Raw genomic sequence first — 21,444 nt, 5'->3', positions numbered from 1 at the left:
CGCGGCCATCTTTCTTTTTTCGGCCATGATTGTTGGCCATTGCGCTCGGTCCATGCTGGTTCACGCCTCCTCCCGCATCGCGTTCGTCCTCTTAGGCCTCGCTTTGGCGGGGTGCGGCAGCGTCCCGATGCAGACCGCCGAACCGGGCGGCGACCATCCGTTTCCGACCCTGACCCATACCACCGGCCACTCGGCGCACGAGGTCCACGGCATCGACGTGTCGAAATGGCAGGGGCCGATCGACTGGCAGCAGGTGCGCGCCTCCGGTGTCACCTTCGCCTTCATCAAGGCGACCGAGGGCGGCGACCGGCTGGACGACCGGTTCCGCGAGAACTGGGAAGGCGCGCGGCGCGCCGGTGTCGCGCGCGGCGCCTATCATTTCACCTATTGGTGCGGCTCGATGTCGGACCAGATCGCCTGGTTCCAGCGCCACGTGCCGAACGACCCGGACGCATTGCCGCCGGTGCTCGACGTCGAGTGGAATTTCCATTCGCCGACCTGTCCGCGGCGTGTCTCGGTGCCGGTCGCCCAGCAGAAGATGCGCGAGTTCCTGCACGCCATGGAACGGCATTACGGCAAGAAGCCGATCATCTATGCCGACATCACCTTCCATCGTGAGGTTCTGGCGAGCGGCGAATTCTCGCAATATCCGTTCTGGGTCCGCTCGGTCCGGGCACTGCCGCACGAGCGTTATCCCGGCCGGCGCTGGGCGTTCTGGCAGATCACCGCCACGGGCCGGGTCGCCGGCGTCAATGGCAATGTCGACCGCAATGTCTTCGCCGGGTCGCGGGCGCAATGGCAAAGGCTGGCGCAGTCCGGTTTCCGCCACCAGGCCGTCGCGCATGCAGCACCCCATGCCTCGCCCCAGCCGCACGCGCCGGCGCCTGCGCCCGCCGCCGACCCGCGCGGACCGCATCAGGCCGAACCGGTGCTGGCCGCGGTCGCCACCCAGCCGGCCACGGTGGAGGGGGCCCAGGTGACGTCGCAGACCGCCAGCCCGACGCCGCCGCCGGCCGCCATTCCCGCGCCCGACGCGCCGGCCATGCTGGCGCCGCTGCCCCGGCCGCGGCCGCGGCCGTAGATCGTCGTTACCGACGGGTTCCTTAGCGACCGTTTGAGAACGTGTTCCAGCGAGGTCCCACGTCGTCTTGGCCGGGCTTGTCCCTGATATCCACGACTTGTTCCGTTTTGAATGCCTGGATCCCCGGGCCAAGCCCGGGGATGACGAGCGGCGGCGAACTGCCCGGATAAACCCTTCAAACGGTTTCTTACAGCCAGCGCCTGACCCGGGCCCGATACGCCGTCCATTGCGCGCCGAAGCGCAAGCTCAGATGCGCTTCCTCGGGCAGGATGGCGAAGCGGGTGATCAGCATGAGGTAGACGACCGAAGCCGCGATATACCAGGGGGAGGCCTGCAGCGCGCCGAAACCGGCAATGATCAGAGCCTGGCCGAGATAGGTCGGATTGCGGGTGAAGCGGAACGGCCCGCCGGTGACCAGATGGCTCGCCGCGGCATGGGGCAAGGTGGTGGTCTGGCCGCGCGCCAGCGTCGCCGAGGCCCAGATCGACAGGCCGACGCCTGCGGCGAGGCACAGCGCGCCCTTGATGCGCAGGAGTTCGACGATGCCGTCATGCAGCGGCAGCAGCGTGGTCAGGCCCCAGCCGAAGGCCAGGCAGCCGATGAAGATCACCGACGGCCAGGGAAACCGGCTCGGGCGTTCCAGATAGGCGCTTTGAGACTGTTCGCTCAACGGTTTTCCCTCGGCGGCTTGGCAGGCCTGCCCTGGGCCGCTTGGCCGATCATGACAGGTCGCATGGGGACTTCTATAACGCTTGGCAAAACTTGTCCCAGGGAGGATGTCCCATGCTGCCCAATGCGCCGCGCCCGTTCGATTTCGACCTCGGCGAGACCGCCGACATGCTGCGCGACACGGTGGCGAGCTTCGCCCGGGCCGAGATCGCGCCGCGCGCCGCGGAGATCGACAAGACCGACCAGTTCCCGATGGATCTGTGGAAGAAGTTCGGCGATCTCGGCCTGCTCGGCGTGACCGTCGAGGAGGAATATGGCGGCACCGGCCTCGGTTATCTCGAGCACTGCATTGCCATGGAGGAGATTTCGCGAGCCTCCGCTTCGGTCGGCCTGTCCTACGGCGCCCATTCCAATCTCTGCGTCAACCAGATCCGCAAGAACGGCAATGACGCCCAGCGCCGGCGCTACCTGCCCAAGCTGATGTCGGGCGACCATGTCGGTGCGCTCGCCATGTCGGAGCCGGGCGCCGGCTCGGATGTCGTGTCGATGCGGCTGAAGGCCGAGAAGAAGGGCGACCGCTACGTCCTGAACGGCACCAAGATGTGGATCACCAATGGTCCGGATGCCGATGTCCTGGTGGTCTATGCCAAGACCGATCCGGCGGCCGGTTCGCGCGGCATCACCGCCTTCCTGATCGAAAAGAGCTTCAAGGGGTTCTCCTGCGCCCAGAAGCTCGACAAGCTCGGCATGCGCGGTTCGCATACCGGCGAGCTGGTGTTCGAGGATTGCGAGGTGCCGGAGGAGAACGTGCTGGGCGCGGTCGGGCGGGGCGCCAGCGTGCTGATGTCGGGGCTCGACTACGAACGCGCGGTGCTGTCGGCCGGGCCGATCGGCATCATGCAGGCCTGCATGGACGTGGTCATGCCCTATGTCCATGAGCGCAAGCAGTTCGGCAAGTCGATCGGCGAGTTCCAGCTGGTCCAGGGCAAGCTCGCCGACATGTATGTCTCGATGAATGCCACCCGCGCCTATGTCTATGCGGTGGCCAAGGCCTGCGACCGGGGCCAGACCACCCGCGAGGATTCCGCCGGCGCCATTCTTTATGCCGCCGAGAACGCCACCAAGATGGCGCTCGACGCGATCCAGCTGCTCGGCGGCAACGGCTATATCAACGAATATCCGACCGGTCGGCTGTTGCGCGACGCCAAGCTCTACGAGATCGGCGCCGGCACCAGCGAGATCCGGCGCATGCTGATCGGCCGTGAATTGTTCGAAAAGACCGCTTGAGGAACGTCGTCGCATCCGTCATGCCAGCGTGACGACGAGGCAGCATGTTCTTCTACGCATCCAAGATCCTCTGGTGGGGCCTCACCCCATCCAACCTGCTGGTCGGGCTGATCGTCGTCGGCGTGCTGTTGCGGGCGACGCGCCTGGCCCGCTGGGGCCGCCGCTTTTTCGTGCTCGGGGCCCTCGGGCTGGTCATCGCCGGCCCGGTGCCGCTGGGCATCTGGCTGGCGCGCCCGCTGGAAAACCGCTTTCCGCTGATGGCGCAGGACATGCCGGCGCCATCCGGCATCATCGTGCTGGGCGGATCGATCGACCAGGTGACGACGGCGGCGCGCGGCGGCCAGGTGACGATCGGCGCGGCGCCCGGCCGGATCACTGAAGCCGTCGCCCTGGCACATCGCTATCCCCAGGCACGCCTGGTGTTCTCCGGCGGCTCGAATGCGCTGTTCTTGCGGGATGGCCTCGACGAGGCGGAAGCGGCGAAGAAGCTCTTCATCGAGCTCGGCATCGCGGCCGAACGGATCACGATCGAACGGGAGAGCCGCAACACCTGGGAAAACGCCCTGCTCAGCAAGCGGGTCGTCGATCCCAAGCCCGGCGAGCGCTGGATCCTGATCACCTCGGCCTATCACATGCCGCGCTCGGTCGGGATCTTTCGCGTGGCGGGTTTTGATGTCGTGGCCTATCCGGTCGATTTCGAAACGCGCAATATCGAGCGCGAACTCTACCTGCCGGTCCTGCCGGTGAGCCGGGGCCTCGACCTGGTCGACCGGATGAGCCGCGAATGGCTCGGCCTGCTGGCCTATCGCCTGGGCGGGCGCACCGATGCGGTGTTTCCGAGGCCATGATGGCGGCCGGGCTTGGCCTGCCCGAGCGCCGGTCGTATGACACCAGACCATGGCAAGACAGGCTGAGCGCAGCGCCCTAACGATACAGTCCGTGCTGGATGCCGCCCGCGTCCTGTTCGCGGCGCATGGTTATGACGCGGTCAGCATGGACATGATCGCGGCCGAGGCCGGCATCGCCAAGGGCGCGGTCTATCACCACTTCGCCGCCAAACGGGATGTGTTCGAACGCGTGCTGGACACCATCCAGGCCAATGTCGCGGTGGCCTTGGCGGCGAACCGCGCGCCGGTCGCGACCCGCGCCACCGCCCGCTCGATCGCCCGCAGCGTCGGCGCCTATCTGGATGCCGCGCTGCAGCCGGCCGCCCGCCGCATCCTGCTGGTCGACGGGCCGGTGGTGCTCGGCTGGCAGCGCTGGCGCGAGATCGACGACCGCTATTTTGCCGCCGGCATCCGGCGCGGCGTCGCCAGTCTGATGCCGGAGGAGGCAAAGCCGGCCGAGCGGGAGGCCGTCACCCGCCTGGTCATGGGCGCGATCATGGAGGCGGCCCTGGCCTGCGGGGAAGTGGACGATCCCCACGCGATCGCCCGGGATTTTGTCGCGGCGCTGGAAAAGATGCTGTCGGGCGTCCAGTCGTCCTGACATGCGACGGCTTGACAGAAACCGACTGGCGGTCGAAAACAGACTGGCGGTCGGTTTATTCCCGCTCATCACCGATAAGGGTCGTTGCCATGCCATCCCAAAGCGAAAAGGCCGCCAGGTTCGCGGCAATGCATGAAACCGGCTGCTTCGTGCTGCCCAATGCCTGGGACTTCGCCAGTGCCGCCATCACGATCGACGAGGGGTACGAGGTGATCGCGACGACCTCGGCCGGGGTCGCCTTCGCTCAAGGGTTTCCCGATGGCGAATCGATCGGGCGGGAGCGGATGATTGGGTTGGCAGGGCGGCTGGCGGCGCGCTTCGACGTGCCGGTCACCGCCGATCTCGAGGCCGGATATGGCGCGACCGCCGAGGACGTGGCGGTGACCGTCCGGGACGCGATCGCAGCCGGGCTGGTCGGCTGCAATATCGAGGATGGTGTCCCGGGGACCACCGCTCTGTTCAACCGCGGCCTTTCGGCCGCCCGCATCGCCGCCGGCGTGGCGGCGGCGCGCGCCGCGGGCTTGCCGGACTTCTGCCTGAACGCGCGGATCGACAGCTATATCCGCAAGTTCGGCACGCCCGAGCAGTGTTTCGACGAAGCGGTGGCCCGGGCCCGGCTCTACCTCGCCGCCGGCGCCCGGTCGGTCTTCGTGCCCGCGGTGCTCGACAAGCCGACGATTGCCGCGCTGACGCAGGCGATCGGCGGGCCGGTCAACGTCATGGCGATCGGCGGCGGCGTCACGCCGTCCTATGCGGAACTGGCCGAGCTGGGCGTGCGGCGCGTCAGCCTCGGCGGGTCCTGGATGTCGGCCACCTATGGCGCAGCCCTCGACGCTTTGCGGGCGGTCAAGAAAACCGGATCGTTCGATTATCCGGCGGGCCTGTCCCATGGCCAGTTCATGCGCATGATGACTGCCTGACCGGCCGGCACCGCCACGAAGGCCTGTCCTGATGACTGCCGCGCGGCCTATTCGCGCGGCAAAGTGAGCCGGTAGACACCCTTGAAATCATTCGGGTCGGCGGGCTTGCCTTTGCGCAGGATGACCAGCCGGCCTTCGAGCGCCAGCCGGATCGCCGTACGCCTGACCGGCTGCAGCAATGAATGCCAGTCGACGTCGCGCACGCCAGCAACATGCTTGGCGGCATCATCGGGGGAAATGGACTTGTCGGGACCCTTGGCTTCCGCGAGCCTGAGGATGGCGACTTCGAGATCGGATTCGAGAGATGTGTTCATATCTTCCTCATGCCGCGCGAAAGGCCGCGCGTCGAGGCCTCTCGATCGTCGGACTGATCGCTTCGGTGGCTTTTCATGCCGGTACCGCCGCCGCATTCGAGCCGGGCAGGCCGGTCGCCGCGGTCACCGACAATGCCACGCTGAGGGCGCTGGAGGACGGCGGATTCGGTTTCGGGCGAGGGTTCGGCGGGCCCGGCACCGCTTCGAACGACACACTCAACCGCGACAATCCGGCCTATCGCCACATCGTCACGACGATTTCCGACGATGTCCGCCAGCTCCGCCGCGAGATCGAGGCGAGCGGCCGGCGCCTGCTCGAGATCACCGACGACAATGTCGGGCGGGTGTTCGAGCTCGCCTGGCTGGCGTCGCCGGCGGCACGGTTCCGGCTGGTTGGCCTGGTCACGCGCTTCGACCGGCGCGACTTCCTGGCCGAGGACCTGCGCGATGCGAGTTGCGGCGAGCTCCGGCTGATCTACCGGCTGGCCTATCGCTTCGAACGGGCAGGGCGGACCTATGCCTCGCGCATGCCGTTCTCGATCAATGTCGTGTTTGACCTGCCGCGCCCGGCCGGGACGGCCTGCCCCGACATGGTCAGCCGCTTCGTGCCGCCGGAGGCGATGGGCGATCCGCGGGCCCGGGCTGCCTGGCTCGCCGCCGGTCCGCTCGCGGCGAGCGGCGTCCGGCCGAAGCAGATCGAGATCAATGCCCAGGTGGTGCGCTTTCCCTCCGGGCTGGAGACGACCTTCGGCGGCCAGGCGGCCTATGTCATGCGCATCTTCGGCGTCGCGCCCGGCGAAGGTGCGCCGGTCCTGTTCGACAAGGCGCTGGAAAACACGCCCGACATGGCGCGGCTCGGTGCCGACGCGGCCTTGCGCGCCGAGCTCGTCGCCTTCCTCGCCGCGCGCGGAGCCGCGATCGACCAGGGGGTGTTCACGATCCCCGACCGGTTCCTCGCCACCAAGGCGATCTCCTATTCGACCTATGGCTCGGCGCGGCTCGCCAACAAGCCGTTCACTGAGCTGTTCGGCCCGGCGGGCGATGCGTTCTCCGCCATGTCCTTCGACGGCCTGGGGCTGGTGCGGACCCCCCAGGCGCTGATGGAGCGGCTCGACACGGCGAGCTGCCAGGGCTGCCACCAGTCGAACGCCACCGCCGGTTTCCACGTGATCGGCGAGGACGATCCGGCGATCTCGCCGCTCAACCGGGTGCTGATCGGCGTGTCGCCACATTTCCACGCCGAACAGCCGCGCCGCCGGGCCTATGCCGAGGCGATGATCGCCGGCCGCGAGCCGAACCGCTTCCGGCCACTGCCGGCGGCGCCGCCGGCGGCCTGGACCGCCGATCAGCCACCCGCCTATCGGGCGGCGAGCCTCGGGCTTGCCTGCCTGCCGGCGGAGGCGCGCCGCCATTTCGGCGCGGCCTGGACCTGCGCCGCCGGGTCGGCCTGCACCAGCCTTGCCAGCAATTCGGCCGTCGGCATCGAGCTCGGCCAATGTCTGACCACCGAGCGGGCGGCCGAGTTTTCCGGCCAGGCCTGCCTTGCCGGCCGGATCACCACGGCCTCGGCCCAGCCCTGGCGCGACCGCTTCGCGGTGACCGGGCAATTGAACAGCCGGGCGACCGCGATCAATTTCACCGCCCATACCTGCCGGCCACCGGTCGGCGGCGCGCCGGCCGGCCTTGCCTATCGCAAATGCCACGACCAGGACCGCCACTTCCAGGGCTTCCGGCCGGGCGCGGAGCCGCCCAACGAGATCTGCGGTTTTGCCGGCGGCAAGGCCTTCGACATTTGCGTCGCCTCCAATGATTTCGCCGCCTGTCTCGGCAATTCGATCGTCCGCGGCATGCGCGCGACCTGCGGCGGCGAACGGTTCTGCCGCGAGGATTTCATGTGCCAGGCGCTGCCGTCGGACCTGCCTGAGATCGGCAAGGTGGCCGGGCTCGGCTACTGCTCGCCGACTTACTTTCTGTTCCAGATGCGGCTCGACGGCCACCCCGACCCGCGCCGCAGGGGGTAGGGGGATGGGACAAGCGCCTCTGAATCGACCCTCTCCCAAAGGGAGAGGGTGGCGCCGTCAGGCGCCGGGTGAGGGGCGTGAGCGCTTCGAACTGATGCTGACGCTCGCGCCGCATGCGCCCCATCCGGAGAGGGACGACCCCTCACCCGGCAGCTGACGCTGCCACCCTCTCCCTTTGGGAGAGGGTTGATTTGCCTGAGCTTTTTCTTCTCGACGTCGGCTTAGGCGCCAGCCGCCGCGCAGCTAAGCCCGCTTCGCCGCCTCCACCGCATGGCGCAGCGCCCGGACCGCGGCGTCGGGCGTGGTGATGACCCGCGCCTTGGTTGCGGCTTCCACCGCGCCTCTGGCACGCGCCAGCGAAAACTGGCCGAGAATGATCGCATCGGCGCCGGAGAGCCGGGCCGCGGCTTCCGCCACCAGCCGGTCATGGGTTGCGCCATCACCGGCCTTGAGGGCGGCGAGCGCGCCTTCGGCGACGATGCCCTCGATGGTGACGGGGATGCCGCGGGCATCGGCCTCGTCCTGCAGCTCGCGGGTCAGCGAAGGCAAGGAGGGCGGGAAGCTGACGAGGATGGCGATCGACCCGCCAAGGCCGAGCGCCTCGCCGAAGGCGGCTTCGTTCGGCCGGAACACCGGGATCGGCAGAGCCTGCTTGACCGCGTCGATGGCCGGGCCGAAGGCCGAGCAGGTGAACAGCATGGCGCGCGCCGGACCGCCCAGGCCCTCGGTCGCCGCGGCATAACGGCCGAGCGTCAGGAAGCGGTCGACCATGGGCTGGTCGAGGCTGCCGCGGGCGGCCAGATCCACCGCCAGCGCGGTGTCGAGCAGGTCGAAACAGGCGGCTTCAGGCCAGAGTTCCCGGAATGCCGCGCGGGCCGGCAGCACCGATTCCTCGAGCGCGTGGACAAGGGCGATACGTGGCGCGATGGGGGCGATGGTCATGTCGGCTTCCGCAGGCTGTTCAGAATGGCAATGGTGGCGGTGTCCCGCGCCGCGGCGATGGCGTCAACCGGGCGCCCGGCCGCCTCTTGGCCGATGCCGGCGATGAGCATGGCGCGCACCTCCGGCGTCAGCGCTGGCGTGCCGAGCGTCGCCCAGCGGCGCTCCTGGCTGGGGCCAAGCGTTGCCAGGTAATGTTCGATGCCGCCGTCGCCGCCGCCGAGATGGTAACCCATATGGGCACCGACCACGGCCCAGCGCAGCCCGGGGCCGTTGACCAGGGCCTGGTCGACATCCTCGACGCTGGCCGTGCCGTCGGCGACCAGCGCGACGGCTTCGCGCCAGAGCGCGGCGGACAGCCGGCCGGCGATATGGCCGGGCGCCGGGCGCTTCAACACCACCGGCACGCGGCCGAGCCCTTCGTAGAAGCTCCGGGCGCGGCCGATCACGCCTGGATCGGTGCCGAACAGCTCGACGAGTGGCATCAGGTGCGGCGGGTTGAACGGGTGGGCGGTGATGAAGCGCGAGGCGTCGCTCATGCCCTCGACAAGATCCGGCCAGACCAGCGCCGAGGTGCTGCTGGCGATGACCGTCTCAGGGCCGACCACCGCTTCGATCTGCCGGTAGAGGCCGCGCTTGAGGTCGAGGTTCTCCGGTGCGTTCTCCTGCACCCAGGCCGCGCCGGTACAGGCGTCCTCGAGTGTGGTGCAGATCGTCAACGGCCGGTCGACCAGGGCATGCAGGGCCGCGAGCTGTCCGGTCATGGCCGCCGCGCGGTCGGCGATGCCGGCCCGTGCCTCCTCGGAGGGATCCCAGACCCGGACGTCATGGCCGCCGACCGCGGCGAACAGGGCCGCCCAGCTGACCCCGATGAGGCCGGCGCCGATGACGGCGACGGGTGAAGCGGCACTTACCATTGATCTGTCCTGGTCTGCGGGTCGCCGCCGGCGTCGACGGCATAGACGAGGTGGGGTTTCAGCCGGCGCATCCTGGCGGCGATGTCCCGGCTTCCCGCGTCATCGGCCCGGGCCAGCCGGTCGGCGACGGCACGGTAATCCTCGTCGGATTTGTGCTGGTTCAACTTGCGCTGGCCCTCGACGGTTTCGACCGTCATTTCGATCACCACGATGCCATCAAGCATGGCCTCGCGTTTCACCGGCGCCATGGTCTCGAGCTGCCAGGGCGGTTTCGGCTCGAGCCGCTCTTCGAAGGTCGAGAGCAGCGCGTCGCCATGGTCGCGATTGGCCTCCCGGGTCAGCCGGCGGGCCGGGCCGGCCAGGTGCACCGCTTCGTAAAGCCAGGTCGAGACGTGGTCCGGCGTGGCGTACCAGTCGTTGGAGACATAGGCGTCGGGGCCCCACACGGCGACGAGGAACGCCCTGCCATCGGCGAGCCCGGCGAGCGGGTTGCCCGAGGTCACGTGGAAGCGGACGCGGGCGGCCTCGCCGTCGCGGTTGAGCGTGAAGGGCACATGCGAGCCGCGCGGGCCGGCGGCGTCGCTCGCGGCCACCAGGCCGAAGCCGCGCGCGTGAGCGAATTCGAGCGCGCCGTCGCGGCCCCAGTCGAAGGCCGGCCGCAGGATATGCATAGGCTGGGCTCCTTGTCCGGGCGCATTCGGCGCGGTGTTGCGAGGCGGCGCGAGAGTGCACGATCGACGCCGTGGATCCCAGGGGCATGGGGCAGGGAAGCTGTGCGTTGTCGACAGAACCGGAGCTTGGAGGTGCTTGGCTGCGTCGGGCCATGAAGCGATGAGCGCGGTGAGATCGAGGGCGCGGCTGGACGGCGCCACTGCCGCGGCGAGCTGCCGCGCGCCCCGTGCAGCACCCACAGCGTCATGCCCGGGCTTGTCCCGGGAATTCGTGGATGGCCGGGACAAGCCCGGCCAAGACGTCGAGCGCGGTGAGATCGAGCAATGCGCGGAGCGCTGGATCGTCCACCCTGCTACAGCCGCACGGCGTCGAGGCTGTTGGAGCAGAACTGGCGCCGGTAGATCACCGAGACGACGGCGGCCGTGGTCACCACCAGCACGATCGGGCCGGCGAACCAGCCGAGATAACCGAGCGCGAAAAAAAAGGCGCGCTGGCCGCGGTTGAAATGGGCGGCCGCGATGGCGTTCATCTTGGCGGCACGGCCGGCCATGGCGACCGCCTCCTCGGTGCCGCGCCGGTCGCCGTCGGGCGTCGCGCCGATCAGGATCGCGCAATAGTTGAACAGCCGGTAGGCCCAGGCGAACTTGAAGAAGGCATAAACGAAGATGATGGTCAGGCCGGCAACCTTGACCTCCCATTGCTCCCGGCTCGGGTGGTAGCCGAAGGGCAAGGTCTGGACGAATTCCACCGCCCGGTCGGTGGCGCCGATCAGGGTCAGCCCGCCGCCGACGGCGAGCAGCGATGTGGAGGCGAAGAAGGCGGTGCCCTGCTGCAAGGTCATGTTGATCTGGCCGTCGACGATGCGATTGGACCGGTGCAGCATTTCGTGCATCCAGCGCTCGCGGTAGACCGCCATGGTGGAGGTCAGGCCGCGTTTGGCGCCGAGGACGTCGACCAGCCAGGAATAGCCGGCCCAGGCCATGACGAACCAGGCGAAGGCGAAGGCGTCGAGCGGCGTCAGACCGAGCATGTCCGATCGGTAGCGCATCCAAGGGCTCGCCGTCGAGCCTTTCGGTCGATCGCATCCTTAAGGCAGCCGGCGCCGACGCGAGCCGGGCGCTGACGAGATCTGCCGCCATGGGCTGGGTCGGACGCCCCGGGCAATGCTATGGGAAGGGCCAAGGCCGGCGATCGATCTTCAGGTCCGGCCAAGGAGGACTTCATGCCGCAGACCATCACCACCGGTTACAAGGCGCTGCTCGCCGAGGCCGAGCGCGAGATCGAGACGCTCTCCGTCGACCAGGCCAAGGCCCTCTACGGCCGCGACGACGTGGTGTTCGTCGACCTGCGCGACCCGCGCGAGCTGGAGCGCGAAGGCAAGGTGCCCGGCGCCTTCCATTGCCCGCGTGGCATGCTGGAGTTCTGGATCGACCCGGAAAGCCCCTATCACAAGCCGGTTTTCGCCGAGGACAAGACCTTCGTGTTCTTCTGCGCCGGCGGCCTGCGTTCGGCCTTGTCGGCCCAGACGGCGCAGAAAATGGGGCTGAAGCCGGTCGCCCATATCGAGGGCGGTTTCGGCGCCTGGAAGAAGGCGGAAGGCGCGGTCGAGGCGGTCAAGCCGCGCAGCTGAGCGCGGCCTCATCGATCAGCGGCGTCAATCATAACCTTCAACCGAATGCGTTGTTGGCGACGCTAGCCATGTATCATCATGGCGGCTCCACCAGTCGTGGGGTCGCCAATGAAACTTGTCATCGCCAACAAAGCCTATTCGTCCTGGTCGTTCCGGCCGTGGATCCTGATGAAAGCCTTGTCGATGCCGTTCGAGGAGGAGGTGATCCGGCTGTACCAGCCGGATACATCGGGCCGGATCTCACGTTATTCGCAGGCCGGCCGCGTGCCGATCCTGATCGACGGCGAGATCACCGTCTGGGACAGCCTCGCGATCATCGAATATCTGGCCGAGACCTTGCCTGAAGCCGGCGTCTGGCCGCGCGACCGCGCGGCCCGGGCCCATGCCCGGGCGATTTCCTGCGAAATGCATTCCGGCTTCATGCCGTTGCGTGCGCGCCTGCCGATGAATCTGCGCCGCCAGCCGAAGGCGATCCCGCATGACGAGGACGTCGACGCGGCAATCGACCGGGTTTGCCAGGCCTGGATCGAAGCGCGCGACCGCTTCGGCGGGGCGGGCGAGTTTCTCTACGGCGAATTCTCGGCAGCCGACGCCATGTATGCGCCGGTGATCAACCGCTTTCATGCCTATGCCGTGCCGGTGCCGCCAGGCGTCAAGGCCTATATGGAAGCGATGATGGCGCTGCCGGCCTGGAAGGAATGGCTTGATGGCGCCATGGCCGAACCCTGGTTCGAGCCGCGTTACGACGACATCGCCTGAGCCGGCGGCGGCCACGCTTCACGCAAACGCGATCCGTGATTTCTGGACAAGGCCATTTCCGCCCGCGCGCCGCCGCGCCATGATGCCGGCAGGCCCGGCCGCATCATGGCCGGGCCCCGATGCAGCATGTGAGCATCTTGGGCAGGGAGGGTCGGATGGCGCGACGCGTGGCGGTCTGGGGCATCGCGGCCCTGCTCCTGGGCTCGACGGCGGCAGCCGGGGCAGCCGAACTCAGGGTTCTCACGACCGGCGCCAGCAAGGCGGTGGTGCAGGCCATCGCGACCCAGTTCGAGGTGATGAGCGGCCACCATATCGTGCTGACCAGCGACACGGCCGGCGGCGTCCAGCGCCGCGTCGAGGCCGGCGAGACCGCCGATGTCATCGTGGCGACGCCAGCGGTGCTCAACGCGCTGGCGGCCAAGAGCCTGATCCGGGCCGGCTCGCGCACCGATCTCGCCCGCACCGGCATTGGTGTCGGCGTGCGCGAGGGCGCGCCCATCCCGGATATTTCCTCGGTCGAGGCGATCGAGCGGCTGCTCAGGTCGGCCGCCACCATCGCTTATGTCGATCCGGCGTCGGGCGGCACCAGCGGCATCTATTTCGCCGGGCTGATCGAACGGCTCGGCCTGACCGAAGCGATGCGGCCGAAGACCCGGCTGAAGGCCGGCGGTTATGTCGCGGAACTGGTGGCGAGCGGCGAAGCCGAGGTGGTGTTCCACCAGATCAGCGAAATCCTGCCGGTGCGCGGCGTCACCCTGGTCGGACCGCTGCCGCCGGAAATCCAGAGCATCACCACCTATTCGGTCGGGCTGGCGGCGGTGCCCGCGGAAGACGAGGCGGCGCGCACTTTCCTGATCTTCCTGACCAGCCCGGCCTCGGTGCCGGTGCTGATGGAGGCCGGCATGGAGCCGGCGCGGCTGCCGTGAATGCCGTCGCGTCTGTCCTTCGCCCGGATGACAGGGCAGCCAGGACGCGATAACCAGGACGGCCCCACAGCCTCAGCCGGAGCCCTCAGCCTTGGCCGTTCTGAAATCCTCGTTCAACCCATCAAGTCCCGACGCCAAGGCCAATGCCGAAGCCTGGGGGGCGATCATCGCCGACCTGAAGGAAAAGCGCACGGAGGCCGGGCTCGGCGGCAATGCGAAGACCCGCCAGCGCCACCTGGACCGCGGCAAGCTCTTGCCGCGCGACCGGGTCATGGGCCTGCTCGATCCCGGGTCGCCGTTCCTGGAACTGTCGCAACTCGCCGCCAACGGGCTCTATCACGACAAGATCCACGGCGCCGGCCTGATCACCGGCATCGGCCGGGTCGAAGGCCGCGAGGTGATGATCGTCTGCAATGATTCGACGATCAAGGGCGGCACCTATTACCCGATGACGGTGAAGAAGCACCTGCGCGCCCAGGAGATCGCCCGCGAGAACCGTTTGCCCTGCGTCTATCTGGTCGATTCCGGCGGCGCCAACCTGCCGCACCAGACCGAGGTCTTCCCCGACCGCGAGCATTTCGGCCGGATCTTCTTCAACCAGGCCAATCTGTCGGCCCAGGGCATTCCGCAGATCGCCGTGGTCATGGGCTCCTGCACCGCCGGCGGCGCCTATGTGCCGGCCATGTCGGATGAAACCGTCATCGTGCGCAAGCAGGGCACGATCTTCCTCGGCGGTCCGCCGCTGGTCCGCGCGGCGACCGGCGAGATCGTCACGGCGGAAGATCTCGGCGGCGCCGATGTCCATGCCCGGCTGTCCGGCGTCGCCGACCATTATGCCGTCGACGACACCCATGCGCTGGCGATTGCGCGCCGCATCGTCTCCAATCTCAACAGCCGCAAGTCGATCGATATCGCGCTGACCGATCCGCGCGAGCCGCTCTACGACCCGGCCGAGCTGGAGGCCCTGGTCCCGACCCATCTGAAGACCCAGTACGATATCCGCGAGGTGATCGCGCGCCTTGTCGACGGCTCCGAATTCGACGAGTTCAAGGCGCTCTACGGCCAGACCCTGGTGACAGGCTTTGCCCATATCCACGGCATGCCGGTCGGCATTATCGGCAATAACGGCATCCTGTTCTCGGAAAGCGCGGTCAAGGGCGCCCATTTCATCGAGCTGTGCTGCCAGCGGCGCATCCCGCTGCTGTTCCTGCAGAACATTACCGGCTTCATGGTCGGCCGGCAGTTCGAGGCCGGCGGCATTGCCAAGGACGGCGCCAAATTCGTCACCGCGGTCGCCTGCGCCCAGGTGCCGAAGATCACCATGCTGGTCGGCGGCAGCTATGGCGCCGGCAATTACGGCATGTGCGGCCGGGCCTATTCGCCGCGCTTCCTGTTCACCTGGCCGAATTCACGCATTTCGGTGATGGGCGGCGAACAGGCGGCGAGCGTGCTCGCCACCGTCAAGCGCGAGAATTTCGAGGCCGAAGGCAAGGACTGGAGCGCCGAGGAGGAAGAGGCCTTCAAGGCGCCGATCCGGGCGAATTACGAGGCCGAGGGCCATCCCTATTACGCCACCGCCCGGCTGTGGGACGACGGCATCATCACGCCGAGCGAGACCCGCCGGGTCCTCGGCCTTGCCTTCAGCGCGGCGCTCAACGCGCCGGTGCCGGAGACCAGGTTCGGCGTGTTCAGGATGTGAGGTCGCAGGGTGGGCGAGGGGGCTTCCAGCGTTCAGATGTCGCGCTGGGGCCCCTACGTCATCCCCGGCCGAGCGAAGCGAGCGGAAGGGGATCCAGGAGCCGCTTGGCCGCGTCCTCAGCGCATGCGTTCGAGTGATTTCGCTGCGTCACTGGCGGTGTTCTGCAACTCCTGGACCCCCTTCCCTCGCCTCCGCAGGAGCAAGGGCTTCTGCTCGGGCTCGCCGGGGGAGACGCAGAGGTTCCAGCGCTCATCCTCGGTCCCCGGGCGCCCTCCGGAAAGGGCGCCCCGGCCTTTCACCCCAGCACCGGCCACTCGCGCTGCTGCGGCCGGAGCTGTTCCAGCACGCGGCTCAGCCGCATCACGCCGGTGTCGTCGAAGCGCCGGCCGATGACCTGGACGCCAACAGGCATGCCGTCGGTGTGGAACGTCCAGTTGACGCTCGCCGCCGGCTGCTCGCTCATGTTGGAGGCGACCGTGAAGGGGATGTGCTCCAGCGCGCTATGCGGGTCGTCGGTCGGCGAATGGGCCTCCGCCGCATAGCTCACCGGACAGGTCACCGGCGACAGCACGAAATCATAGGGCTGGGTCGCCTTGACGCTCGCCTCGCGCATGGCGTGGACGGCGGTATAGGCGCGCATCACGTCGGTGCCGGTAAAGGACTTGGCCCGCCAGGTCGCCCATTCCACGATATAGGGCAGCAATTGCTGTTTCCTGGCCTCGGGCAGGTCGACGATGTCGGAATAGGAACGTGCCTCGAAGAAGCGGCACATGCCGTCGAGCATCTCTTTGGTCAGGAAGCCCTTGAGCTCCTCGACCTCGGCGCCTTGCCCGGCGAGTGCTTTGGCTGCCGCTCGCACCGCCTCGACGATCGCCGGATCGGCCTTCAGCCCGGCCGGCATTTCGGTCAAGAGGCCGATCCTGAGGCCCTTGACCGGCAAGCCATCCAGCCTGTCGGCATAGTCGACGGGATCATAAGGCAGGTCCATGAAGTCGCGCGGGTCGGGCCGCGAGATCACGGTCATCAGCATGGCCGAATCCGCGACGGTGCGGGTCATCGGACCGGCGACGCGGCCGAGGAAGGGCGGATGGATCGGCACCCGGCCGAGCGATGGCTTCAACCCGAACAAGCCGCAATGGGCGGCGGGCAGGCGGACCGAACCGCCGATATCGGTGCCGATATGCAAGGGGCCATAACCGGCGGCGCCGGCCGCACCGGCGCCCGACGACGAGCCGGCGGTGTTCTTGGCGAGGTTCCAGGGATTGCGGGTGACGCCATGCAGCGACGACAGGCCGGCCGACAGCATGCCGTAATCCGGCATGGTGGTCTTGCCGGTGATCACCGCGCCGGCTTCGCGCAGCCGCGCGGGCACCGGCGAATCGGCCGGGCGCGGCGTCATGTCGGCGATCGGCACGCCGACCGGGCAAGGATCGCCCTCGGTCGCCATGTTCTCCTTGACCGTCACCGGCACGCCGTCGATGGCCGACAGCGGCTCGCCCTTGGCGAAGCGCTTCTCGGCGGCGCCGGCGGCCAGCAGCGCCTGGTCGGCCGAGACGATGTACATGGCGTTGATCTTCGGCTCGCAGGCCGCGATGCGGGCGAGCACCGCCTTGGTCACCTCCACCGGTGACAAAGTCCTGGCGCGATAGGCGGTGGCGAGCTGGGCGGTCGACAGGTCAGGCAAGGCAGTCATTGATGGCTCCGGAAGGTTGCCGCAGCATCGTCCGCCGCCGCCCGTCTCCGCAAGGGCGCGCTTGCGGGCAAGCCATGCGGGAGAATCCCGCCGGCCGTTCGGAGTGCTGGCCTTCGCCGCCAGAACCGCTAAATTCGACGGCCAAATCAGTGCCGGTTCGAGGTTTTCGAGATGCTGTCTTCCGTGCTCATCGCCAATCGCGGCGAAATCGCCGTCCGCGTCATCAAGACGGCGCGGCGGCTGGGTTTGCGCACGATCGCGGTCTATTCGGAAGCGGACGCAGGCGCGATGCATGTGCGCATGGCGGATGAGGCCTATGCGATCGGCCCGGCGCCGGCGCGCGACAGCTATCTGGTCATCGACAAGATCATTGCCGTTGCCAGGCAAGCCGGCGCCGAGGCGATCCATCCGGGCTACGGTTTCCTGTCGGAGCGCGCCGAATTCGCCGACGCCTGCGCCGAGGCCGGCATCGTGTTCGTTGGCCCGCCGGCCAGCGCCATCCGCGCCATGGGCCTGAAGGACGGCGCTAAGACGCTGATGCAGAAGGCCGGCGTGCCGGTCGTGCCTGGCTATCACGGCGCCATGCAGGACCCGAAATTCCTCAAAGAGAAAGCCTATGAGATCGGCTATCCCGTGCTGATCAAGGCGGTCGCCGGCGGCGGCGGCAAGGGCATGAAAAAGGTCGAGAAGCTGGTCGATTTCGACGAGGCCCTGGCTTCGGCCCAGCGCGAGGCGGCAAGCTCGTTCGGCGATCCGCGCGTGCTGATCGAAAAATATGTGCAGTCGCCGCGCCATATCGAGATCCAGGTGTTCGGCGATATCCAGGGCAATGTCGTGCACCTGTTCGAGCGCGACTGCTCGCTGCAGCGCCGCCACCAGAAGGTGATCGAGGAGGCTCCAGCCCCCGACATGCCGCCGGCCATGCGCGAGGCCATGGGCCGCGCCGCGGTCGAGGCCGCCAAGGCGGTCGGTTATGTCGGCGCCGGCACGGTCGAGTTCATTGCCGACGGCTCCAACGGCCTGCAGCCCGACAAGTTCTATTTCATGGAAATGAACACCCGCCTGCAGGTCGAGCATCCCGTGACCGAGGCGATCACCGGCCAGGACCTGGTCGAATGGCAGTTGCGGGTCGCCTCGGGCGAGCGGCTGCCGCTGTTGCAGGACGAGTTGCAGATCCACGGCCATGCGGTCGAAGCCAGGCTTTATGCCGAGGACCCGGAAAAGGGCTTCCTGCCGTCGACCGGCACGCTGCACCGGCTGAGCTTCGGCGACGGCGAAGGCGTGCGCGTCGATACCGGCGTCCAGGAAGGCGCCGAGGTTTCGCCTTTCTACGATCCGATGATCGCCAAGGTGATCGCTTTTGGCGAGACCCGCGACGAGGCGCTGGACCGGCTCGGCCAGGCGCTCGGCGGCACGGTGGTGGCCGGCCCACGCACCAATCTCGCTTTCCTGAAGGCGCTGACCGAGGCGCCCGGCTTCCGCTCCGGCCATTTCGACACCGGCTTCATCGACCGCAACCTGGAGGCGCTGGGCGCCGTGCCGCGGCCGGCCGACCCGGAAACCATCCGGCTCGCCGCGCTGAAATTGCTCGAGGGGATCAGCGGCGACCTGCAATGGCGCGCCGAGACGCGCTCCAGCGAGCCGGCCTCGCCCTGGGGCGTCAGCGACGGCTTCCAGCTCGGCGCCCCCAGGCGGGTGGCCATGCCGCTGATCGTCGATGGCGAGCGCGTTCAGGTCGATCTGGTCTGGACCGCGCCGCGGGCTGGCGCCGCCGGCCCGTCCGGTGTTCGCGTGGTGTTCGGCGGCGGCGAGAGCAGCAGCCTGCACGACCATGGCGATGTCGGCGCCGAGCCGACCTTCACCCCGACCCGGGACGGCCTGTTCGTCGTCCGCAACGGCCGCCAGACCGATGTGCGCCGGTTCGACCCCTTTGATGTCGATCTCGACCATCTCGACGGCGGCGGCGCGGTCAAGGCGCCGATGCATGGCAAGGTGGTGGCCGTTCTGGTCGAGCCGGGCCAGCAGGTCGCCAAGGGCGACCGGATCGCGGTGATCGAGGCCATGAAGATGGAACATACGCTGGTCGCGCCAAGCGACGGCACGGTGACCGCGGTGATGGTTGTCGCCGGCGATCAGGTGGGCGAGGGCGCAGCGGTCGCCACCATCGAGGCGGCGGCGGAGCAAGCCGCATGAGCGGCTCGGCCGCGAGGCTCGCGGTCGCCGCGGCGGCCGCGCTGACGCTGCTGGCCGGTCCGGCCGAGGCCTGCCAGTGCTATCCCTGGTCGCGCGAGGACGTGGTGGCGCGTGCCGACGTGCTGGTCGAAGGCACGGTTGCGGTGGTGACCCGGGTGGCGCGCGGCCAGCACCAGGCGACCATCGATGTCAGCCGCCAGGAAAAAGGCCTGCCGGTGACTTCGATCGTCGTGCTGACGCCGGACAGTCCGGCGGCCTGCGGGGTCGATTTCCGGGTGGCCCAGCGGGTGATCCTCGCCGCGGTGCGCGACGGCCCGGTCTGGCGCACCAATCTGTGCATGGCGCTGGCGTTGCGGCCGCTGCCATTTATCCCCAGCCGCTGAACCGGCGGCCTTGGGCCGGCGACGTGCTTCGCGCTAGGATGGCGCCATGGCTCTGCATCTCATCAAGCTCTGCGTCGGCGCGGAATCGGTCGAGGACCTGCAGGAATGGGTCGACCGGCGCATGAAGACCTATGGCGAGCAGGTCCACACCACGCGCATGCAGCCCAAGCGCGCCGATGAGCTGATCGGCGAAGGCTCGCTCTACTGGGTGATCAAGGGCACCATCCTGTGCCGCCAGAAGCTCCTGGGCCTCCGGCCGTTCACCGACAGCGAGGGCATTTCGCGCTGCGACCTGCTGCTCGAGCCGGTGATCGTCAGGGTGCAGCCACGCCGGCGCGGGCCGTTCCAGGGCTGGCGCTATTTCCCGGCCAGCGACGCGCCGCCCGACATGTCGAGCGGCGCGACCAAGGGCATGCCGCAGGAACTGGCCAAGCAGCTGACCGAGCTCGGGTTGTTGTAGGGGGGCGTTGCGGTGCTGATGACGCCGGGCAGAACGACGGCCGGAGAATACATTACGTCATCCCCGGCGAGCGAAGCGAGGGAAGGGGACCCAGGAGTCGACAGGCCGCGCTTTCAGCGCAAAAACCCGAGAGGCGGATGATCCCGCCCGATGATTTCGCAGCGTCGTGGACACTGCCCTTCAACCCCTGGATCCCCTTCCCCTCGCTTCGCTCGGCCGGGGATGACGTAGTCTGCGAGGCAGACGTCATGCGACCCCATCACACCGCGATATTGTCGATCAGCCTGGTGGCGCCGATCCGGGCCGCGACCAGGAGGCGCAGCGGTGCGCCGGATCGCGGCGCGCCGAGATCGTCGGCGGCGCGGCATTCGAGATAGTCGAGGCTGAAACCAGCGGCCGTGATGGCCTGCCGGCCGCTCGCCATCGCGCCATCGATCCTGGCGGTCTCGATCGCGCCGCCAGCGCGGATGGCGCTTGCCGCAGCTTGCATGACCTGGTGCAGCAGCGGTGCCTTGGCGCGATCCTCGGCGCTCAGATAGACATTGCGCGAGGACATGGCGAGGCCGTCGGCCTCGCGAATGGTCGGCGCGCCCCGGACATCGACGCCGAGATCGAGATCGACGGCCATGCGGCGGACCACCGCCAGTTGCTGAAAATCCTTCTCGCCGAAGATCGCCAGATCCGGCCCGCATTGGGTGAACAGCTTGGCGACGATGGTGGCGACGCCGCCGAAATGGTGCGGCCGCGCGATGTCGTCGAGCCCGGCCGCGGCAGGGCCCGTCAGCGTGATGCTGGTGGCGAAGCCTTGCGGGTACATGACATCGACGGTCGGCGCATAGACCACCTCGGCGCCGACCTCGGAAAGCTTCTCAAGATCCGCCTCGAAGGTCCTAGGATATTTGGAGAAATCCTCGGTCGGGGCGAACTGCGTCGGGTTGACGAAGATCGACACCACGACCCGCGCCGCCTCGGCTTTGGCCGCCTCGACCAGTGAGACGTGGCCGGCATGCAGGGCGCCCATGGTCGGCACCAGCGCTATCCTTTCCCCGGCGGCGCGATAGCCTGCGACCCGCGCGCGCAGATCGGCGACGGTGCGGACGACGACCGGCATGGTTGATGTCATGGGCATTCCTCGCAGCGGATCGGGACGGATTTCAGTGCTCAGGCAGTGTCGTCGTCCGGACCGGGTTTCGCCATCCACCAGACGACCAGCATGGCGACCGGGATCCAGCCGATGCCGGCAAGGGCGTAGAAGACCGGCTCGCCCACGGGGCCGAACCTGCGGGCGGCGTTGTACATGATCGCCATGACCAGCAGCGCATAGAACACCACCCAGGCCAGCAGGATGAAGGTGCCGATGAGCTTGCGGGTGCGTACATGCATGGGTCTTGTC

At 68.2% G+C, this 21,444-nt stretch carries 22 protein-coding genes; 13 read left to right on the top strand and 9 right to left on the bottom strand.

Annotated features, from left to right (window positions below):
- The first annotated feature begins 127 nt into the window (after window positions 1-127).
- Window positions 128-1,081, top strand: coding sequence for a glycoside hydrolase family 25 protein (locus tag E8M01_RS35925; protein ID WP_342778658.1), 954 nt, complete (start codon window positions 128-130; stop codon window positions 1,079-1,081).
- 187 nt (window positions 1,082-1,268) lie between these two features.
- On the opposite strand, the gene E8M01_RS34735 is transcribed toward E8M01_RS35925, so the two are convergent.
- Entirely contained in the window at window positions 1,269-1,751 is a 483-nt protein-coding gene (locus tag E8M01_RS34735; protein ID WP_170182196.1) for a methyltransferase family protein, read from the bottom strand.
- Window positions 1,752-1,864: 113 nt separating this feature from the next.
- Between E8M01_RS34735 and E8M01_RS34730 the strand changes: the two genes are divergently transcribed.
- The 4 genes from E8M01_RS34730 (at window position 1,865) to E8M01_RS34715 (ending at window position 5,445) form a co-directional block, all read left to right on the top strand.
- Entirely contained in the window at window positions 1,865-3,037 is a 1,173-nt protein-coding gene (locus E8M01_RS34730) for an isovaleryl-CoA dehydrogenase (RefSeq protein WP_136964351.1), read from the top strand.
- Between the two features lie 44 nt (window positions 3,038-3,081).
- Window positions 3,082-3,885: a YdcF family protein gene (locus E8M01_RS34725; protein WP_136964350.1), complete on the top strand. Its 804-nt coding sequence runs from the start codon at window positions 3,082-3,084 to the stop codon at window positions 3,883-3,885.
- Window positions 3,886-3,976: 91 nt separating this feature from the next.
- Window positions 3,977-4,525 (top strand): TetR/AcrR family transcriptional regulator, encoded by a 549-nt coding sequence (locus E8M01_RS34720; RefSeq protein ID WP_170182195.1) that lies wholly within the window; start codon window positions 3,977-3,979, stop codon window positions 4,523-4,525.
- 89 nt (window positions 4,526-4,614) lie between these two features.
- Complete coding sequence (locus E8M01_RS34715) at window positions 4,615-5,445, top strand: isocitrate lyase/PEP mutase family protein (RefSeq protein ID WP_136964348.1); 831 nt, start codon at window positions 4,615-4,617, stop codon at window positions 5,443-5,445.
- A gap of 47 nt (window positions 5,446-5,492) precedes the next feature.
- On the opposite strand, the gene E8M01_RS34710 is transcribed toward E8M01_RS34715, so the two are convergent.
- Window positions 5,493-5,759 carry a DUF3253 domain-containing protein gene (locus E8M01_RS34710; RefSeq protein ID WP_136964347.1) on the bottom strand — a complete coding sequence of 89 codons (267 nt, stop codon included), beginning with the start codon at window positions 5,757-5,759 and terminating at the stop codon, window positions 5,493-5,495.
- A 65-nt stretch (window positions 5,760-5,824) separates the two neighbouring features.
- Here E8M01_RS34710 and E8M01_RS34705 point away from each other — a divergent pair, with 65 nt between their 5' ends.
- Complete coding sequence (locus E8M01_RS34705) at window positions 5,825-7,780, top strand: hypothetical protein (protein ID WP_246088535.1); 1,956 nt, start codon at window positions 5,825-5,827, stop codon at window positions 7,778-7,780.
- Window positions 7,781-8,023: 243 nt separating this feature from the next.
- Here the strand turns inward: E8M01_RS34705 and E8M01_RS34700 are convergent, their stop codons facing one another.
- From E8M01_RS34700 to E8M01_RS34685, 4 genes are all read right to left on the bottom strand, one after another.
- On the bottom strand, window positions 8,024-8,722 hold the full coding sequence (locus E8M01_RS34700; RefSeq protein ID WP_136964345.1) for an aspartate/glutamate racemase family protein: 699 nt from the start codon (window positions 8,720-8,722) through the stop codon (window positions 8,024-8,026).
- A complete protein-coding gene (locus tag E8M01_RS34695) occupies window positions 8,719-9,636 on the bottom strand; it encodes a 3-hydroxyacyl-CoA dehydrogenase NAD-binding domain-containing protein (protein WP_136964344.1) in 918 nt (305 codons plus the stop codon). The genes E8M01_RS34700 and E8M01_RS34695 overlap by 4 nt, the downstream gene beginning before the upstream one ends.
- The gene (locus E8M01_RS34690) at window positions 9,630-10,307 is read right to left on the bottom strand and encodes an FMN-binding negative transcriptional regulator (RefSeq protein ID WP_136964343.1); all 678 of its coding nucleotides are present in this window, start codon (window positions 10,305-10,307) and stop codon (window positions 9,630-9,632) included. The genes E8M01_RS34695 and E8M01_RS34690 overlap by 7 nt, the downstream gene beginning before the upstream one ends.
- Before the next feature lie 353 nt (window positions 10,308-10,660).
- A complete protein-coding gene (locus E8M01_RS34685) occupies window positions 10,661-11,356 on the bottom strand; it encodes a DUF599 domain-containing protein (RefSeq protein ID WP_246088534.1) in 696 nt (231 codons plus the stop codon).
- Between the two features lie 174 nt (window positions 11,357-11,530).
- On the opposite strand from E8M01_RS34685, the gene E8M01_RS34680 reads away from it, so the two are divergent.
- The 4 genes from E8M01_RS34680 to E8M01_RS34665 all read left to right on the top strand — a co-directional run bounded on the left by E8M01_RS34680 (window position 11,531) and on the right by E8M01_RS34665 (window position 15,322).
- Entirely contained in the window at window positions 11,531-11,938 is a 408-nt protein-coding gene (locus tag E8M01_RS34680; RefSeq protein ID WP_136964342.1) for a rhodanese-like domain-containing protein, read from the top strand.
- A 108-nt stretch (window positions 11,939-12,046) separates the two neighbouring features.
- Window positions 12,047-12,697: a glutathione S-transferase family protein gene (locus tag E8M01_RS34675; RefSeq protein WP_136964341.1), complete on the top strand. Its 651-nt coding sequence runs from the start codon at window positions 12,047-12,049 to the stop codon at window positions 12,695-12,697.
- Between the two features lie 155 nt (window positions 12,698-12,852).
- A complete protein-coding gene (locus E8M01_RS34670) occupies window positions 12,853-13,623 on the top strand; it encodes a molybdate ABC transporter substrate-binding protein (RefSeq protein WP_170182194.1) in 771 nt (256 codons plus the stop codon).
- Between the two features lie 91 nt (window positions 13,624-13,714).
- Window positions 13,715-15,322 (top strand): carboxyl transferase domain-containing protein, encoded by a 1,608-nt coding sequence (locus E8M01_RS34665; protein ID WP_136964339.1) that lies wholly within the window; start codon window positions 13,715-13,717, stop codon window positions 15,320-15,322.
- A 295-nt stretch (window positions 15,323-15,617) separates the two neighbouring features.
- Here E8M01_RS34665 and E8M01_RS34660 read toward each other — a convergent pair whose 3' ends face one another.
- Window positions 15,618-17,015, bottom strand: coding sequence for an amidase (locus E8M01_RS34660; RefSeq protein ID WP_136964338.1), 1,398 nt, complete (start codon window positions 17,013-17,015; stop codon window positions 15,618-15,620).
- A 171-nt stretch (window positions 17,016-17,186) separates the two neighbouring features.
- Between E8M01_RS34660 and E8M01_RS36035 the strand changes: the two genes are divergently transcribed.
- Genes E8M01_RS36035 through E8M01_RS34645 form a run of 3 tightly spaced genes read left to right on the top strand, consistent with a single transcriptional unit; the run spans window position 17,187 to window position 20,051 of the window.
- Window positions 17,187-19,208, top strand: a complete 2,022-nt coding sequence (locus tag E8M01_RS36035) for an acetyl-CoA carboxylase biotin carboxylase subunit (protein WP_136964337.1) — start codon at window positions 17,187-17,189, stop codon at window positions 19,206-19,208.
- The gene (locus E8M01_RS34650; RefSeq protein WP_136964336.1) at window positions 19,205-19,591 is read left to right on the top strand and encodes a hypothetical protein; all 387 of its coding nucleotides are present in this window, start codon (window positions 19,205-19,207) and stop codon (window positions 19,589-19,591) included. The genes E8M01_RS36035 and E8M01_RS34650 overlap by 4 nt, the downstream gene beginning before the upstream one ends.
- A 46-nt stretch (window positions 19,592-19,637) precedes the next feature.
- Window positions 19,638-20,051: a DUF1489 family protein gene (locus E8M01_RS34645; protein WP_136964335.1), complete on the top strand. Its 414-nt coding sequence runs from the start codon at window positions 19,638-19,640 to the stop codon at window positions 20,049-20,051.
- 259 nt (window positions 20,052-20,310) lie between these two features.
- On the opposite strand, the gene panC is transcribed toward E8M01_RS34645, so the two are convergent.
- Entirely contained in the window at window positions 20,311-21,174 is an 864-nt protein-coding gene (gene panC / locus E8M01_RS34640; RefSeq protein ID WP_136964334.1) for a pantoate--beta-alanine ligase, read from the bottom strand.
- A gap of 38 nt (window positions 21,175-21,212) precedes the next feature.
- Window positions 21,213-21,434 (bottom strand): DUF2842 domain-containing protein, encoded by a 222-nt coding sequence (locus E8M01_RS35220; RefSeq protein WP_170182193.1) that lies wholly within the window; start codon window positions 21,432-21,434, stop codon window positions 21,213-21,215.
- Window positions 21,435-21,444: the final 10 nt, after the last annotated feature.

Origin of the sequence: Phreatobacter stygius, assembly GCF_005144885.1 — a bacterium.
In the GTDB taxonomy this organism is placed as follows: domain Bacteria; phylum Pseudomonadota; class Alphaproteobacteria; order Rhizobiales; family Phreatobacteraceae; genus Phreatobacter; species Phreatobacter stygius.
Note: the sequence above shows the minus strand (reverse complement) of the source record. Positions and strands in the feature narration are given on the sequence as shown.

What these genes read in the sequence shown, in the direction of transcription:
- E8M01_RS35925 (WP_342778658.1), top strand. Translation starts at nt 128, where the DNA reads ATGCAGACCGCCGAACCGGGCGGCGACCATCCGTTTCCGACCCTGACC.
- E8M01_RS34730 (WP_136964351.1), top strand. Translation starts at nt 1,865, where the DNA reads ATGCTGCCCAATGCGCCGCGCCCGTTCGATTTCGACCTCGGCGAGACC.
- E8M01_RS34725 (WP_136964350.1), top strand. Translation starts at nt 3,082, where the DNA reads ATGTTCTTCTACGCATCCAAGATCCTCTGGTGGGGCCTCACCCCATCC.
- E8M01_RS34715 (WP_136964348.1), top strand. Translation starts at nt 4,615, where the DNA reads ATGCCATCCCAAAGCGAAAAGGCCGCCAGGTTCGCGGCAATGCATGAA.
- E8M01_RS34710 (WP_136964347.1), bottom strand. Translation starts at nt 5,759, where the DNA reads ATGAACACATCTCTCGAATCCGATCTCGAAGTCGCCATCCTCAGGCTC.
- E8M01_RS34700 (WP_136964345.1), bottom strand. Translation starts at nt 8,722, where the DNA reads ATGACCATCGCCCCCATCGCGCCACGTATCGCCCTTGTCCACGCGCTC.
- E8M01_RS34695 (WP_136964344.1), bottom strand. Translation starts at nt 9,636, where the DNA reads ATGGTAAGTGCCGCTTCACCCGTCGCCGTCATCGGCGCCGGCCTCATC.
- E8M01_RS34690 (WP_136964343.1), bottom strand. Translation starts at nt 10,307, where the DNA reads ATGCATATCCTGCGGCCGGCCTTCGACTGGGGCCGCGACGGCGCGCTC.
- E8M01_RS34685 (WP_246088534.1), bottom strand. Translation starts at nt 11,356, where the DNA reads ATGCGCTACCGATCGGACATGCTCGGTCTGACGCCGCTCGACGCCTTC.
- E8M01_RS34680 (WP_136964342.1), top strand. Translation starts at nt 11,531, where the DNA reads ATGCCGCAGACCATCACCACCGGTTACAAGGCGCTGCTCGCCGAGGCC.
- E8M01_RS34675 (WP_136964341.1), top strand. Translation starts at nt 12,047, where the DNA reads ATGAAACTTGTCATCGCCAACAAAGCCTATTCGTCCTGGTCGTTCCGG.
- E8M01_RS34670 (WP_170182194.1), top strand. Translation starts at nt 12,853, where the DNA reads ATGGCGCGACGCGTGGCGGTCTGGGGCATCGCGGCCCTGCTCCTGGGC.
- E8M01_RS34660 (WP_136964338.1), bottom strand. Translation starts at nt 17,015, where the DNA reads ATGACTGCCTTGCCTGACCTGTCGACCGCCCAGCTCGCCACCGCCTAT.
- E8M01_RS36035 (WP_136964337.1), top strand. Translation starts at nt 17,187, where the DNA reads ATGCTGTCTTCCGTGCTCATCGCCAATCGCGGCGAAATCGCCGTCCGC.
- E8M01_RS34650 (WP_136964336.1), top strand. Translation starts at nt 19,205, where the DNA reads ATGAGCGGCTCGGCCGCGAGGCTCGCGGTCGCCGCGGCGGCCGCGCTG.
- E8M01_RS34645 (WP_136964335.1), top strand. Translation starts at nt 19,638, where the DNA reads ATGGCTCTGCATCTCATCAAGCTCTGCGTCGGCGCGGAATCGGTCGAG.
- panC (WP_136964334.1), bottom strand. Translation starts at nt 21,174, where the DNA reads ATGACATCAACCATGCCGGTCGTCGTCCGCACCGTCGCCGATCTGCGC.
- E8M01_RS35220 (WP_170182193.1), bottom strand. Translation starts at nt 21,434, where the DNA reads ATGCATGTACGCACCCGCAAGCTCATCGGCACCTTCATCCTGCTGGCC.